14 protein-coding genes are annotated in these 15,267 nt (G+C 75.4%); 10 read left to right on the top strand and 4 right to left on the bottom strand.

What is annotated here, in order from left to right; all coding sequences use genetic code 11:
* The first annotated feature begins 104 nt into the window (after positions 1-104).
* The 6 genes from FS882_RS00390 to FS882_RS00415 all read left to right on the top strand — a co-directional run bounded on the left by FS882_RS00390 (position 105) and on the right by FS882_RS00415 (position 7,039).
* Positions 105-1,103, top strand: coding sequence for an ATP-binding cassette domain-containing protein (locus FS882_RS00390; protein ID WP_158369707.1), 999 nt, complete (start codon positions 105-107; stop codon positions 1,101-1,103).
* Entirely contained in the window at positions 1,100-1,963 is an 864-nt protein-coding gene (locus FS882_RS00395; protein WP_158369709.1) for an ABC transporter permease, read from the top strand. Before FS882_RS00390 ends, FS882_RS00395 begins: the two co-directional genes overlap by 4 nt.
* Positions 1,964-2,097: 134 nt before the next feature.
* Positions 2,098-3,933 (top strand): gamma-glutamyltransferase family protein, encoded by a 1,836-nt coding sequence (locus FS882_RS00400; RefSeq protein ID WP_222848096.1) that lies wholly within the window; start codon positions 2,098-2,100, stop codon positions 3,931-3,933.
* A 176-nt stretch (positions 3,934-4,109) separates the two neighbouring features.
* Entirely contained in the window at positions 4,110-4,631 is a 522-nt protein-coding gene (locus tag FS882_RS00405; protein WP_158369713.1) for a MarR family winged helix-turn-helix transcriptional regulator, read from the top strand.
* A 135-nt stretch (positions 4,632-4,766) separates the two neighbouring features.
* Positions 4,767-6,443 (top strand): MFS transporter, encoded by a 1,677-nt coding sequence (locus tag FS882_RS00410; protein ID WP_158369715.1) that lies wholly within the window; start codon positions 4,767-4,769, stop codon positions 6,441-6,443.
* A 128-nt stretch (positions 6,444-6,571) separates the two neighbouring features.
* Entirely contained in the window at positions 6,572-7,039 is a 468-nt protein-coding gene (locus FS882_RS00415) for a MarR family winged helix-turn-helix transcriptional regulator (RefSeq protein ID WP_158369717.1), read from the top strand.
* Between the two features lie 28 nt (positions 7,040-7,067).
* Here FS882_RS00415 and FS882_RS00420 read toward each other — a convergent pair whose 3' ends face one another.
* From FS882_RS00420 to FS882_RS00435, 4 genes are all read right to left on the bottom strand, one after another.
* Positions 7,068-8,003 (bottom strand): NERD domain-containing protein, encoded by a 936-nt coding sequence (locus FS882_RS00420; protein WP_262347964.1) that lies wholly within the window; start codon positions 8,001-8,003, stop codon positions 7,068-7,070.
* A gap of 31 nt (positions 8,004-8,034) precedes the next feature.
* On the bottom strand, positions 8,035-8,442 hold the full coding sequence (msrB, locus tag FS882_RS00425) for a peptide-methionine (R)-S-oxide reductase MsrB (protein WP_158369721.1): 408 nt from the start codon (positions 8,440-8,442) through the stop codon (positions 8,035-8,037).
* A gap of 243 nt (positions 8,443-8,685) precedes the next feature.
* On the bottom strand, positions 8,686-10,398 hold the full coding sequence (locus tag FS882_RS00430) for a DEAD/DEAH box helicase (RefSeq protein ID WP_158369723.1): 1,713 nt from the start codon (positions 10,396-10,398) through the stop codon (positions 8,686-8,688).
* A 78-nt stretch (positions 10,399-10,476) separates the two neighbouring features.
* Entirely contained in the window at positions 10,477-11,157 is a 681-nt protein-coding gene (locus FS882_RS00435) for a PilZ domain-containing protein (protein WP_158369725.1), read from the bottom strand.
* Positions 11,158-11,492: 335 nt separating this feature from the next.
* Here FS882_RS00435 and FS882_RS00440 point away from each other — a divergent pair, with 335 nt between their 5' ends.
* The 4 genes from FS882_RS00440 (at position 11,493) to FS882_RS00455 (ending at position 15,228) form a co-directional block, all read left to right on the top strand.
* Positions 11,493-13,397 (top strand): putative bifunctional diguanylate cyclase/phosphodiesterase, encoded by a 1,905-nt coding sequence (locus FS882_RS00440; protein WP_158369727.1) that lies wholly within the window; start codon positions 11,493-11,495, stop codon positions 13,395-13,397.
* A gap of 83 nt (positions 13,398-13,480) precedes the next feature.
* Positions 13,481-14,122 (top strand): hypothetical protein, encoded by a 642-nt coding sequence (locus FS882_RS00445; RefSeq protein WP_158369729.1) that lies wholly within the window; start codon positions 13,481-13,483, stop codon positions 14,120-14,122.
* Positions 14,123-14,147: 25 nt separating this feature from the next.
* On the top strand, positions 14,148-14,882 hold the full coding sequence (locus tag FS882_RS00450) for a signal peptidase I (RefSeq protein ID WP_262347965.1): 735 nt from the start codon (positions 14,148-14,150) through the stop codon (positions 14,880-14,882).
* Positions 14,863-15,228: a hypothetical protein gene (locus tag FS882_RS00455; RefSeq protein ID WP_158369731.1), complete on the top strand. Its 366-nt coding sequence runs from the start codon at positions 14,863-14,865 to the stop codon at positions 15,226-15,228. The genes FS882_RS00450 and FS882_RS00455 overlap by 20 nt, the downstream gene beginning before the upstream one ends.
* Positions 15,229-15,267: the final 39 nt, after the last annotated feature.

Below are 15,267 nucleotides of genomic sequence, written 5' to 3' on the forward strand. Positions count from 1 at the left end.
CGTCCTCGTGCCGCCGCCGGCCGAGCAGCCGCACCGCCGCACCGCACCCCGCCCCGACCCGCGCGCCGCCGCGCCGGCGGGTCCCCGACGGAAGGCACCGCCTCATGACGACCGCGATCGAGACCGCGGGCCTGGTCAAGCTGTTCAAGGACACCCGCGCCGTCGACGGCATCGACCTGCAGGTCGCCGCCGGCGGCGTGCACGGGTTCCTCGGCCCGAACGGCGCCGGGAAGACCACCACCATCCGGATGCTCGCCACCCTGCTGCGCCCCGACGCCGGCAGCGCCCGCGTGCTCGGGCGCGACGTGGTGCGCGACGCCGACGAGGTGCGCAGCCGCGTCGCGCTCACCGGGCAGTTCGCGTCGGTCGACGAGGACCTGACCGGCCGGGAGAACCTCGTGCTGGTGTCCCGCCTGTACGGCTTCTCCCGCACCGCCGCCCGAGCCCGGGCCGACGAGCTGCTCGACGCCTTCGGGCTGTCCGAGGCGGCCGACCGGCAGGTGAAGAAGTTCTCCGGCGGGATGCGGCGGCGGATCGACATCGCCGCCAGCATCGTGGTGACCCCCGAGCTGATCTTCCTGGACGAGCCGACGACCGGGCTGGACCCGCGCAGCCGGAACCAGGTGTGGGACATCGTCCGGGCGATGGTCGCGTCCGGCACGACCGTGCTGCTGACGACCCAGTACCTGGACGAGGCGGACCAGCTCGCGGACCGGATCTCGGTGATCGACGCCGGGAAGGTGATCGCCGAGGGCACGCCGGGCCAGCTCAAGGCCTCCGTGGGCGCGAGCGCGCTCCACGTCCGGCTGCTCAACCCCGACGACCGGCCCCGCGCGCGGGCGGTGCTGGAGCGGGCCCTCGGCACGGCCGTCACGGAGGACGCCGACCCCGCCGCGCTGACCGCGAGCGTCGACTCCTCGGCGCCGGCCATGCGCGGCATCGCGGCCCTCGAGGCCACCGACGTGCCGGTGGCGCAGTTCTCGCTCGGCCAGCCGTCGCTGGACGAGGTGTTCCTCGCCCTGACCGGCCACCCGGCCGAGTCCGCGGGCACCGACGACGAGGCGGCCGCCGAACGCGACGCCGCCGCGAGGGGGGCGGCATGAGCGTCGACGACACCCGGACCGCGACGGCCGGGACCACCACCACGACCACCGACGAGGTGGCCACCGCGGCCGTGAGGGGCGTGCTCGCCTCCGGGACCCGGCCCACCCGGCCGTCCGGCCTCACGACCTCGCTGACGTTCGGCTGGCGCGCGCTGCTCAAGATCAAGCACGTCCCCGAGCAGCTGTTCGACGTCACCGTGTTCCCGGTGATGATCACGCTGCTCTTCACGTACCTGTTCGGCGGCGCGATCGCGGGCAGCGTGGACGACTACATCCAGTTCCTGCTGCCCGGGATCCTGGTCCAGGGCGTCATCATGATCACGATGTACACGGGCGTCACGCTCAACACCGACATCCAGAAGGGCGTGTTCGACCGGTTCCGGTCGCTGCCGATCTGGCGGCCGTCGGCCCTCGTCGGGATGCTGCTCGGCGACGCGGTCCGGTTCACGATCGCCTCGGTCGTGATCGTGGCGCTGGGCCTGCTGATCGGGTTCCGCCCGGAGGGCGGCGCGCTCGGCGTGCTGGCGGGGGTCGCGCTGCTGCTGCTGTTCGCGTTCGCGTTCGGCTGGATCTGGACGTTCCTCGCCCTGGTGCTGCGGACGCCGAACGCGGTCATGGGCGTGTCGATGATGGTCATCACGCCGCTCACGTTCGGGTCGAACATCTTCGTCGACCCGTCGACGATGCCGGGCTGGCTGCAGGCGTTCGTCGAGGTGAACCCGATCTCGGACCTGGTGACCGGGGTGCGCGGGCTGATGAACGGCACGCCCGTCGGGGACCACGTGGTCGTCACGCTGGTGTGGGCCCTCGCGCTCGTCGCCGTGTTCGGGCCGCTCACCATGCGGCGGTACGCCCGCTGAGAGCCGGTGCGGGCGGACGGGGCCCGGCGGCGCGTCGGCGGGGGGTCGACGTACCGTGACGATGCCCCGCCCGCCCGCACCACCTGGAGCCGCCCGTGTTCACCACCCGCCCCGAGCTCGTCGGCACGCACGGCATGGTCGCCTCGACGCACTGGCTCGCCAGCGCCGTCGGGCAGGCCGTCCTCGAGCGGGGCGGGAACGCGTTCGACGCGGCCGCGGCGGCCGGGTTCACGCTGCAGGTGGTCGAGCCGCACCTGAACGGCCCGGGCGGGGACGCCCCGATCATCGGGCACCGGGCCGCGGACGGGCACACGTTCGTCGTCTGCGGCCAGGGCACCGCGCCGGCGGCGGCGACGATCGAGGCGTACACCGACCAGGGGCTCGACGTCGTCCCGGGCACCGGGCACCTCGCGGCGGTCGTGCCCGGCGCGTTCGGCGCGTGGCTCGACCTGCTCGCGCGGTACGGCACCCTGCCGCTCGCCGACGTGCTGTCCCCCGCGATCGGCTACGCCCGCGACGGCTACCCGCTCGTGCCCGCCGCCGTGCGGACGATCCGGACCGTCGAGCGGCTGTTCGCCGAGCACTGGCCGACGTCCGCCGAGGTGTACCTGCCCGGCGACGACATCCCGGCGGCCGGCGCCCGGTTCCGGAACCCGGCGCTGGCCGACACCTACGAGCGGGTGCTGGCCGAGGCGCACGCCGCCGGGGCCGACCGGCTGGCGCAGATCGAGGCGGCGCGCCGGGCGTTCTACGAGGGCTTCGTCGCGGAGGCGATGGCCGCGTTCGTGCGCGAGCCCGTCCTCGACTCGTCCGGCTCGGCGCACGCGGGCCTGCTCACGGGCGACGACCTCGCGGCCTGGCGGGCCACCGAGGAGCCGACCGTCGCCGTCGACTTCGCCGGCGTGCAGGTGCACAAGACCGCGGCGTGGGGCCAGGGGCCCGTGCTGCTGCAGCAGCTGCGGATGCTGGAGGAGCTCGGCGTCGCGGACGCGGACCTCGGCTCCGCCGAGCTCGTGCACACCGCGCTCGAGGTGACCGACCTGGCGTTCGCGGACCGCGAGGCCTGGTACGGCGACCCGGCCGACGGCGACGTGCCCCTCGACGCGCTGCTGTCCCGGTCGTACGCGGCGGACCGCGCGCGGCTGGTGGGGCCGACCGCGTCGGACGGGGTGCGGCCGGGGGCGCCGGACGGCCGCGTGCCGCGGCTGGCACGGCTGTTCGGGGAGCCGGCGTCCGGGGCGGACGGGATGCCGGTGTGGCCAGGGCGGTACGAGGACGCCGCGGCCGGGCCGGCACTGGGCACGGGCGAACCGACGCGCGGGCCGGAGCCGACGGGCGCGGCCGTCGTCGACGGGCCCGCGCTCGACGTCCGCCCGTCCGGGGAGACCCGGGGCGACACCTGCCACGTCGACGTCGTCGACCGCTGGGGGAACATGGTGTCGGCCACCCCGTCGGGCGGCTGGCTGCAGAGCTCGCCCGTCGTCCCCGGCCTCGGGTTCGGCCTGCCGACCCGCGCGCAGATGTTCTGGCTCGAGCCCGGCCTGCCGTCGTCGCTCGCACCGGGTCGCCGCCCGCGGACGACGCTGAGCCCGGGCCTGGTGCTCCGCGACGGCGGCGGGTTCGCGTTCGGCACGCCCGGCGGCGACCAGCAGGACCAGTGGACGATCCCGTTCCTGCTGCACCACCTGGTCGGCGGGCTCGACCTGCAGGCCGCGATCGACGCGCCGGGGTGGCACTCCACGCACGTGCCGTCGTCGTTCCACCCGCGCACCAGCACCCGGCGGGGCGTCGAGGCCGAGTCGCGGCTCGGGGCGGACGTGCTGGCCGAGCTGGGCCGGCGCGGGCACGTCGTGCGGGACGCGGGGCCGTGGAGCCTCGGCCGGGTCAGCGCCGCGGGCGTGCGGCCGGACGGACTGCTGCACGCGGGCGCCAACCCGCGCGGCATGCAGGGCTACGCCGCGGGCCGCTGACCCCGGCCCCACCCCCTCGAGTCGAAGGTCTGGCCGGACACGTACCGGGCGTGTCGGGCCAGACCTTCCAGTCGACCCCGGCGCGGTGATCACCCTCACAGCACGCCGGGAACAAGTTGCCCAGCGCAACCGTTGTGATAGTTTGCCTGCTGCAACCAATGAAAGAGGTCCCCGCCGTGCCCAGCACCCCCGCCTACCGCGTGCTCATCGACGCCATCGCGCGTCTCCAGCGCGTGCAGCGCGAGGTCGGCACCGAGCTCGCGCGCGACCTCGACTTCCCGCGCGCCGCCCTCAGCCTGCTCTGGCTGCTGGACAAGGCCGGCGAGCTGGGCATCGGCGACGTCGCGCAGCACCTGCACGTCGACATCTCGGTGGCGAGCCGGCAGGCCAGCCAGCTGGTCGACTCCGGTTACGCCGAGCGCAGCACGCCGGACGCGCCGGGCACCGACCGCCGCGTCCGCACGGTCCGGCTCACCGAGCGCGGCCGGGCGTTCACGGCCGACACCAAGGTCGCGATGGACGCCCGGGCCGCCGAGGCGTTCAGCGCCTGGACGCCCGCGGAGCTGGCCGAGGCGTCCGCGGTCCTCGAGCGGATCGCGGACACGATGGCCGAGTTCGGCGCGCGCGCCACGGCCGCCCCGGCGTGCACCCCGACCGACGCCCCCCGCGCGCCGGTGCTCGCCGCCACGGCCACCTGACCCACCCGGGTCGGTGCGCAGCCGCGCGCACCGGCCCCCGCAGCACGCGACCGGACCGGCCGCGCCGCACCACACCACCACGTCCGCCGACGGCGCCGGGCACCGCATCCCAGGGCGAAAGCAGAGACCACACCCATGAGCAGCACCACCCGGGCCGAGAGCCCGACCGTCGACAGCGGGCCCGCGCCCGCGATGAGCCACCGGCAGGTGATGGAGGCCCTCTCCGGCATCCTGCTCGGCATGTTCGTGTCCATCCTGGCCACGAGCGTCGTGTCGAGCTCCCTGCCCAAGATCGTCAGCGACCTGAACGGGTCGCAGTCGTCCTACACCTGGGTCGTCACCGCGACCCTGCTGACCACCACGATCACCACGCCGATCTGGGGCAAGCTCGCCGACCTGGTGAACCGCAAGCTCCTCATCCAGATCGCGCTGATCATCTCCGTGCTGTCCTCCGCGGCGGCCGGCTTCTCGCAGAGCGTCGGCTTCCTCATCGGCATGCGCGCGATCCAGGGCATCGGCGCCGGCGGCCTGACCGCGCTGGCGACCGTCCTGCTGGCCGACATCCTGAGCCCCCGCGAGCGCGGCCGGTACATGGGCCTCATGGGCGGCATCATGGGCATCGGCATGGTCGGCGGCCCGCTCCTCGGCGGCGTCATCACCGACAGCCTGTCCTGGCACTGGAACTTCTTCGTCGGCCTGCCGTTCGCGGTCGCCGCGATCATCGTGCTGCAGCGCACGCTGCACCTGCCGCAGCTGGCCCGCAAGGTCGTGAACATCGACTACTGGGGCGCCGCGCTCATCTCCGTGGGCATCGCGTCGCTGCTGCTGTGGGTCACCTTCGCCGGCGACAAGTTCGACTGGATCTCCTGGCAGACCGCCGTGATGGTGCTCGGCGCCCTCGTGGTCCTGGCGATCGCCGTGCTCGTCGAGAACAAGGTCGCGGACCCGATCATCCCGATGCACCTGTTCAAGAACCGCACCCTGGTGTTCTCCGTGATCGCGTCCGTCGCGGTCGGCGTCGCGATGTTCGGCACCTCGGTGTTCCTCAGCCAGTACATGCAGGTCGCGCGCGGCAAGACCCCGACGCAGTCCGGCCTGCTGACCATCCCGATGATCCTCGGCCTGTTCATCTCGTCGACGATCTCCGGGCGGCTCATCACCAAGTACGGCCGCTACAAGGGCTTCATGATCGCCGGCGCGGTCCTGCTGACCGGCGGCCTGGCCCTCATGGGCACCATCCGGTACGACACCAGCTTCGTCCTGGTCGGCCTGTTCATGTTCATCATGGGCGCCGGCGTCGGCATGCTGATGCAGAACCTGGTCCTCGCGGTGCAGAACACCCTGGACGTCTCCGAGACGGGCTCCGGCACCGCGACCGTGGCGTTCTTCCGGACGCTCGGCGGGGCGATCGGCGTCTCGGCCCTCGGCGCCGTGCTCGGCAACCGGATCACCAGCTACGTCACCGACGGCATGGTGTCCGCCGGCGTCGACCCGGCCGCCCTCGGCGGCGGCACCTCCTCGGTGCCGGACGTCTCGGCCCTGTCGGAGCCGTTCAAGACGATCATCGAGTCGTCCTACGGCCACGGCATCGCGGACCTGTTCCTCATCGCGGTCCCGCTCGGCGTGGTCGCGCTCGTCGCGGTGCTGTTCCTCAAGGAGGTGCCGCTGGGCAGCCGCTCCGGCGTGGAGCAGCTGCTCGACCAGGAGCAGACCGCCGAGGCCGTCGTGGCCGAGGCGGGCACCCCGGGCGCGCAGCAGGCGGTCGGCCAGCAGGCCGACGCGGAGCAGGCCGCCCCGGCGCACCGGGCCTGACGGCCGGCGGGCCCGCCGGCTCTCCCACCGGCGGGCCGCCCGGTCCGACGCGGTTCCGCCCGCGACACGACGCGAGGCGCCCGGCCGTCACCGACGGCCGGGCGCCTCGCGTCGTCCACAATGGGGCGGTGGACACCCCGACCGACCCCGTCGCGCGCATCGAGTCCGAGCTCGGGCTGCTGCTGCGCCGTGCGCGCGCCTCGGCGGAGCGCCTCGCCCGCGAGGTGCACCCGGACCTGGAGCCGTCGGCCTACCCGCTGCTCGTGCGCATCGAGCGCGAACCCGACGTGCGGGCCAGCGAGCTCGCCGAGCACATCGGCGTCGGCCGCGGCACGATGTCGCGCCAGCTCGGCCGCCTGGAGCAGCTCGGGCTGATCGAGCGCCGCCCCGACCCGGACGACTCGCGGGGTCAGCTCATCCGGGTCACCGCGGAGGGCGCGCGCCGGGTGGACGCCGCGCGCCAGGCGCGCCGGGCCTACCTGTCAGCGGCGCTGGGCACCTGGACGGACGACGACCGCGGCGTGCTGGCCGACCAGCTGCACCGGCTCAACGCGTCGCTGGGGTCGCTGCCGCCGCGGCTGACCCCCGGGTCCTGACCACCGGGGCGCCGCGGGCCGCGGGCCGTCAGACCGCGCGGCTCAGCGCCCAGGTGCTGCGCCGCCGGGCGATCGCCGCGACCGCGTCGACCCGCCCGGGCGACCAGCGCGCCGGCATCGACGCGAACACGTCCGGCACGTCCCCGTCGGGGAGCACCAGCGCGTCGTAGGGTGACGGTGCCAGCACCTCGACCGTCCCGTGCACCACGAGGACGCCGCGCACCGCGACCGGCGAGCCGACGGCCGCGCGCAGCAGGGACCCGGCCCGGGCGGCGGTGAGCCGCACGTCGCGCAGGTCCGCCACGCCCCGGCCGTCCGCGGACAGGTGCCGCGAGTCGAGCACCAGCCGCTCAGGTCCCGACGCGGCGGCGGGCCGCTCGGCGACGGCGAACGCCCCCGGTGGACCGATCAGCAGGTGCGCGACGACCGAGCCCTGCCGACCGACGGGCACGTCGTGCAGGACGTGCCACCCGTCGAGCACCAGGCGGTCCAGCCGGTCGCACAGCGACTCCCGCAGGCCGCGCGGCTCGGCGTCCGCGCGCGGGCTCACCAGGTCGTCCGCCCGGTGCCGGCCGCGGGGGGCCGGGGCGCCGGCGTCCTCCGGGGCGGGCGGCTGCTCGGGTGCCGCGTCCCGGCGGGCGCGCCGGCCCCGGGGACGCGGCTCGGGCTCGGGCTGCGGCGCGTCGGGGACGACCTCGGCCGCGGGGACGACGAGCTCGGGGACGTCCGCCCGCAGGTAGGCCTGCGCGGCGCCGCGCACGGCCTGCTCCAGCCCGTCGCCCTCCAGGGCGGCGGCGTCGGCCTCGACGGCCACCTGGCCGGTGGCGAGGTCGACGCTGCCGAGGGGCGCGCCGGTCTCGGCCGTGACGTACAACCGGTCGGCGCCGTAACGGCGCCACCGGCGGACGATCAGGGCCTGCTCCACGTCCGGGATATCGGCATCGGACCGCTTTCCCTGAAGCATCGGCGCTCCCCTCCCCCACACGGGGGGCAGCCTACTTCGGGTCGAAGGTCAGGCTCACGGAGTTCATGCAGTACCGGTCACCCGTCGGGGTCTGCGGCGCGTCGTCGAAGACGTGCCCCAGGTGCGACCCGCACTTCGCGCAGCGCACCTCGGTGCGGACCATCCCCAGGCTGCGGTCCTCGATCAGCTCGACCTTGTCGCCCGCCAGCGGGGAGAAGAAGCTCGGCCACCCGCAGTGGGAGTCGAACTTGGTCTCCGACCGGAACAGCTCGTTGCCGCACGCGCGACAGCGGTACACGCCCTCGCGGTGCTCGTCGAGCAGCTCACCGGTCCACGGGCGCTCCGTCCCGGCCAGGCGCAGCACCTGGAACTCGGCGGGGTCCAGCTCGACCCGCCACTGCGACTCGTCCTTGGTGACCTCGTAGGTCTTGTCCGCCATCGCGGTCTCCTCTCGCCCGGAGGACGCCCCGCCCGCTGCGGCCGGGGCTGGTCCACCGGCAGCAGAACACGGGCGCGGCCCGCGGTGTTCCGCGGGCCGCGCCAGGACGCGCGACCGCCCGCGACCGGAGGCCGGTCGCGGGCGGTGCGGGGGGCTGGGCGTTCCGGTGCGCGGCCTACGGTTCCCGGCCCGGTCGACGCCCACGGGCGTGGGCTCGGCCGGACGCAGCAGGCCGGGGGTCGGCTACTGCTGCGCGCCGCCGCCCGAGCGGCTGCGGCCGCCGCGGCGACGCCGGCCGCCCTGGCCCTCGGCGCCGGCACCGGCGCCCTGGCCCGCGCCGCGGGACCGGCCCGCGCCGCCCGGGCGCGCGCCCGCCGGGGCGCCCGACCGGCCGCCGTACGAGCCGGTGGACGGCGCGTCGCCGCCCGAGGTCCACGCGACCATCGAGCCGCCGAGCACGGGCACGCTGCGCCCGCGGTCGGACCGGCCCCGGCCGCCGGCGGCGGGCGCGGACGAGCCGCCGCCCTGGCGCGCCGGGCGGCCCGCTCCGGCGGGAGCGCCCGCGCCACGGCCGGACGTCGCGGTCGCGCCCCGGGCGGCGCGCTGGCCGCCCTCGGCCGGACGCGAGCCCGCGGTGGCCGGACGCGAACCCGCGCCGCCGCCGCGACGACCGCGGCCGCCCGACGCGCCGGCACCGCCGGACGCCGCGGCGCCCGACGTCCCCCGGCCGCCCGAACCGCCCCGCGACCGGGACGGCTGCGCGGGCGCCGCGGCCGGGGCCGGGGCCACGTGGGCCGCGACCTCGCCGACCAGCGCCGCGACGACCGGCGAGCCCGGCGCGACGCGCTGCGGGGTCGCGGTGATCTTGGCCTTGCGGGTCAGGTCCCGGACGTCGCCGGCCTGCTCCGGGAGCATCACCGTGACGACGTCGCCGCCGGAGCCCGCCCTCGCCGTGCGGCCGGAGCGGTGCAGGTACGCCTTGTGCTCGGCGGGCGGGTCGACGTGCACGACCAGCTCGACGTCGTCGACGTGGATGCCGCGCGCCGCGATGTCGGTCGCCACGAGCACCTTCACCTCGCCGGACGTGAAGGCCGCGAGGTTCCGCTCGCGCGCGCCCTGGCCGAGGTTGCCCTGCAGGTCGACCGCGGGCACGCCGTCCTGCGTGAGCTGCTTGGCCAGCTTCTTGGCCTGGTGCTTGGTGCGGGTGAACAGCACCCGGCGGCCGGTGCCGGAGGCGAGCTCGCGGACGACCTCCTTCTTGGCGTCCGCGTCGGCGACCGCCAGCACGTGGTGCGTCATGGTCGACACCGGCGCGACCTCGGGGTCGACCGAGTGCGTCGTCGGGCGGTCGAGGTACCGCTTCACGAGCGTGTCCACGCCGTTGTCCAGCGTGGCGGAGAACAGCAGCCGCTGGCCGCCGCGCGGGGTCCGGTCGAGCAGGCGCTTCACGACGGGCAGGAAGCCGAGGTCGGCCATGTGGTCCGCCTCGTCCAGCACGGTGATCTCGACCGCGTCCAGGGAGCACAGGCCCTGCTTGATGAGGTCCTCGAGCCGGCCGGGGCAGGCGACGAGCACGTCGATGCCGCCGTTCAGCGCGCTCACCTGACGGCTCTGCGCGACCCCGCCGAACACGGTGGTCGACGACAGGCCGGCGGTGGTCGCCAGGGGCTCGACGGTCGCGTGGATCTGGGTCGCGAGCTCGCGGGTCGGGGCGAGGATCAGCGCGCGGGGACGGGCCTTGGCACGCTGGGCCTTCGAGTCGGCGAGCCGGGCGACGACCGGCAGCGCGAACGCGATGGTCTTGCCGGAGCCGGTGCGGCCGCGGCCGAGCACGTCGCGCCCGGCGAGGGTGTCCGGCAGCGTGGCCGTCTGGATGGGGAACGGCTCGGTGATCCCGCGCTGCGCGAGGGACTGCGCGAGAGCGGCGGGCACGCCGAGGTCGGTGAAGCGAGGCATGAAGGGGCGCCTTTCCGGCGGTGGTCGGGGGGTCCGCGGCCGCTGCGCGCGGGGCGGCGACCGGCGCCGGCGGCTCGGTCAGGCGAGCTTCTGCTGGCGGCGCTGGGCGCCCTGCGTGCGCAGGACGTAGGAGAACAGCTCGTCCGTCTCCCGGGTGGAGGTCTCCACGAACCGGCAGCCGTAGTGCGTCCCGGAGCGCGAGGGCTGGGCACGGACGACGACCGCCTGCAGCCAGAACGCGGCGGACAGCTCGGGGAAGACGAACCTCACCTCGCTGCCGACAGGCAGCTCGGTCTGACTCATCATACGCATCCCGTGCGCGGAGACGTCGAGGACGGTGAACACGAACGGGATCTCGTCGCCCTCGCCGGCAGCCTCGGCGTCGTCCCCGGCGACCTCCGCCGCGCCGCCCGCCGCAGGGCCGTGCCCGTGCTCCTCCGGCTCTGCGGCGAGCCGCGCGAACCCCTGCACCTCCACGTGCACCGCCACCCGGGCGACCGCGCGCTTCTGCAGCGTCGAGAGCAGCTCGACCCCGACGAACGCCACGGTGTCCGCGGTGATCCGGGCGACCTCGCCCTGGTAGACGCACTCGCCGCGCGCGTCGTCGAGCACGCGGAGCAGGTAGACGTCGCCCTCGGAGACCCCGCGCACGATGCCCTCGAACCCCGCCCAGAGCACGCCGTCCTCGAACGTGCGGACGTAGCCGCTGAGGACGGCGTGGCCGTCGTGCTCGACCGAGCAGAGCGCGAGCTCGTGCATGCAGGCAGGTCCGTCCGGAGGGGTGTGGTCAGGGCGTGGGCGGGGCGACGTTACCCCGAGCCGGGCGCGCGCACGTGCTCCGAACGGGTGGCGGTCCGTGTCGCGACAGCTTCTCACCCGTTGGCGGCGCGCCGACCCGCCGCCCGTGGGCAAAACCGGCGAAACGCCACAACGCGGATCTTCTCGCCATTTCCGGCAGCGGCACCTACCCTCGGCCCCGAGACCGGTGCGGACCCGCGCCGGACGCGCCCTTACGAGCAGACGAGGCTGAGCTGGCTACCCCGACCCGGCGCTGGCCCCTGACCCGGTACTTCGCCGTCGTCAGCGTCGTCGCCATGCTCGCGCTCGGCGTGGCGCTCGTCTGGGTCACCGGCAACGTCATGCGCGACCAGGCGCAGCGCGACGGCATCGCGCTCGCCCGCAGCATCGAGTCCTACGCCTCCGCCTCGGTGCCCGAGGAGGCGTTCACGATCGGCGTGCTCGCCCCCGAGCAGGCGGCCGCCGTCTCGGAGCAGGTCGCCGGGTTCCGCGAGCTGCGCCGGCTGCGGCTGTGGACCGTCGACTCGACCCTGCTCTACGACTCGCAGGCGGACGCCACCGGCTTCCCCGACGGCGAGCGGCTCGACGCCGCGGTCCGCCAGCGCGAGCCCGACGCCCGCGTCGTCACCGAGGTGCGCGGCGAGGAGTTCGGCGGGTCGGAGTCGACGCTGCTCGACGTCTACGTCCCGGTGCGGCACGACGGCGTCGTCGTCGGCGCGGCCGAGGTCATGCTCGACTACCAGGGGACCACCGACGCCGTCGCCAGCGCGACCCGCACCGTGACGCTCGTGGTCGTCGGCGGCCTCGTCCTGCTCTGGCTGCTGCTGTTCCGCACCGTGTGGAACGCGTCCCGCCGCCTGCAGTCGTCCGCGCTGGAGAACGCCCGCCTCGCGCTGCTCGACTCGCTCACCGGCCTGCCGAACCGCCGGATGCTCGCCGACAAGCTCGAGCGGTCCATCGCCGACTCCGAGGCGGCCGGGACGACCGTCGGCCTCGCGCTGCTGGACGTCGACCGGTTCAAGGACATCAACGACTCCCTCGGCCACGACCGCGGCGACGAGCTGCTGGAGCAGGTCGCCCAGCGCTTGCGCGGCGCCCTGCGCGAGCACGACATGGTCGCGCGGCTCGGCGGCGACGAGTTCGCCATCGTGCTGACGGACGTGCGCTCGGTGGCCGACGCCGACGCCGCCGCGCGCCGGGTGCGGCAGCTGTTCGTGCCGCCGTTCATGCTCGGCGACCTCGCCCTGCACGTGGACACCTCGATCGGCGTCGCCTGCCTGCCCGACCACGCCGACGACGCGTCCTCGCTGATGCGGATGGCCGACGTCGCCATGTACACGGCCAAGACCCACCGGCTCGGCGTCTCCGTGTACTCCCCGGAGGAGGACGACTCCTCCCCCGCGCGGCTCGTGCTGCTCGGCGACCTGCACCGCGCGCTCGGCGTCGACGACGAGCTCGAGCTGCACTACCAGCCGAAGATCGACCTGCGCACCGGCCGCACCGTCGGCCTCGAGGCGCTCATGCGCTGGCGGCACCCCACCCGCGGGATGCTGCCGCCCGACCTGTTCGTGCCGCTCGCCGAGCAGTCCGGGCTCATCCACGACCTCACCCGCTACGCCCTGCGGGTGTCGGTGGCGCAGCTCGCCGCCTGGCGGACCCAGGGCGACCCCGTCCCGGTCGCGGTGAACCTGTCCGCGCACGACGTCACCTCGCACGCCGTCGTCGAGGTCATCGAGGACCTGCTGGCCCGGCACGACGTCCCGGCGGAGCTGCTGGAGGTCGAGATCACCGAGACCGCGCTGGTCAGCGACCCGTCGCGGGTGGTGCCGGTGCTGCACCGCCTCGGCGACGCCGGCGTGCGCGTGTCGATCGACGACTTCGGGATCGGCAACACCTCGATCTCCCAGCTCCGCGACCTGCCGGTGCACGGCCTCAAGATCGACCGGCTGTTCGTCTCGGACCTCGCCGCCACCGGGCGCGGGGGCTCCGAGGTCATCGTCAAGGCGATGGTCGACTTGGCGCACTCGTTCGGTCTCCAGGTGGTCGCGGAGGGCGTCGAGGACGCCACCACCGCCGAGTCGCTCCGCCGGCTCACCGTCGACCAGGCGCAGGGCTACCTGTACTCCCCCGCCGTCGCGCCCGACCGGCTGCGGCCCGAGGACCTGCCGCGTGACCCCGCCTCGCGACACGCCGTCACATGACTTCACTCGCGAATCGGGCAGAACGCCTCAAGGTGCGCGACCATTCGTCCGATAGGCCCTGGTAACACCCGTTCCGATCACCCGTGAGGATGACCACCCGGATGGACGAGCTGCTCCGCGAGATGATCACGCCCCCGCCGCCGCGGCGGGACCCGGCACGGCGCCGCCGCCTGGTCGCGACCGCCGGGATCCTCGGCATGGCCGCCCTCGGCATGACCTCGCTCGTCACGTCCGCGATCTTCACGGACAACGACGACACCGGCCGCTCCGGGATCATCACGGGCTCGGTCGACGTCGAGGCCGGCGAGGACGCCGCCTTCACGCTGCCGCCCGGGAACCTGGCCCCCGGCGACGAGATCTACAGCCCGGTCACCGTGACCAACGCCGGCTCGTTGGCCCTCGTCTACGGCGTGCAGTACGCCGCCACCAGCGACGCGTCCGGCCTCGCCGGGACCCTGTCCCTCGACGTGTACGCCCTCCCGGCCGCGCAGTGCACCGCCGCGGGCGTCGACGGGGCCGCCCCGATCGGGTCGTCCGGCGCCGGGCTCGCGGGCACCGCCACGGAGATCGTCCCGGTCGGCCGGTCGCTGTTCTCCGCCGCCACCGAGGACCTGTGCGTCCGGGTGTCGGTCCCGGACACCATCGGCAACGAGTACCAGAACGCCAGCGCCGACCTGCAGCTGACGTTCGCGGCCGAGCAGGACCCCACCGACCCGCACCGCTGAGCCCGCCGGAGGCGCTGAGACGCAGATGACCACGAGGCCGGCCCCCACGGTCGAGCGCCGGGCACCCCACCCGGAGCGACCGCGGCACGCCACCGCGCAGTCCCGCGGCCGCCGCGCGCTGCGCACGGCGCTGTGGACGGTCATCGTCGTGTGCGGGCTCGCCTACGCCACCTCGCTCGCGGTCCCGCTGTGGTTCCAGGCCAACGGGCAGCGGCTGCTGATCGTCACCTCCGGCTCCATGTCGGGCCCCGAGCAGGGCTCGTTCGACGCCGGTGACGCCGTCGTCATGCGGCGGATCGACGACCCGTCGCAGCTGCGCGTCGGCCAGGTCGCCACGTTCTGGCCCGCCGGCGGCGACCAGCTCGTGACCCACCGGATCGTCGCGCTGCGGAACCTGCCCGTCCTCCAGCAGGACCAGGCGACCGGCCGCATGGTCCAGGCCTACGACCCCGAGACGGGCGAGGCGCTGACCCGGCCGTACATCTACACCAAGGGCGACGCCAACACGCGGCCCGACCCGAACGCCACCCCGCTGAGCCAGGTGCGCGGCATCATCCTCGACGTGTACCCGCGGTGGGGCTGGGTCCTCGACTGGGCCGGGTCCGCCCAGGGGCGCGCCGTCATGCTCGTGCCGCCGCTCGCGGCGCTGGCGGCGCTCGAGGTGCTGTCCCTGCTCGACGACCGGCGGGCACGCCGGGCCGCCGGCGAACGCCGGCCCTCCGCACGCGACCGGCACGACGATGCGCTCCTGCTCGGCTGACCGGCGCCCCGCGGCGGGGGCGCGGGAGGCGACCGGTGGCGCGGCGGGCGCCGGCGGCGCGACGGATGGGGCGGGCGCGGCAGGCGGGGCGGGCGCGGCCAGCGGGGCGGCCGCGGCGCCGGACGCGGGCGAGGCGCCGCTGCTCGGCCGCTGGGGCCGGCTGGTGCTGGCGACGCTCCTGGTCGGCGCCGCGCTCCTCGGCCCGGCGGCAGGGTTCGCGTCGGCGCAGTTCGGCTCGACCGCGACGGTGACCATCACGATCACGATCACCCCGACGGACGGCGCGACGCCGACCCCGACGGACGCCCCGACCGCCACGCTGGACGAGCCGACCCCGCTCCCCTGACGCGCGCCCGAGTGCGCGCGACCGCGGCCCTCGCCGCCG

This window comes from Cellulosimicrobium cellulans, assembly GCF_007679345.1.
Lineage (GTDB): Bacteria > Actinomycetota > Actinomycetes > Actinomycetales > Cellulomonadaceae > Cellulomonas > Cellulomonas cellulans_A.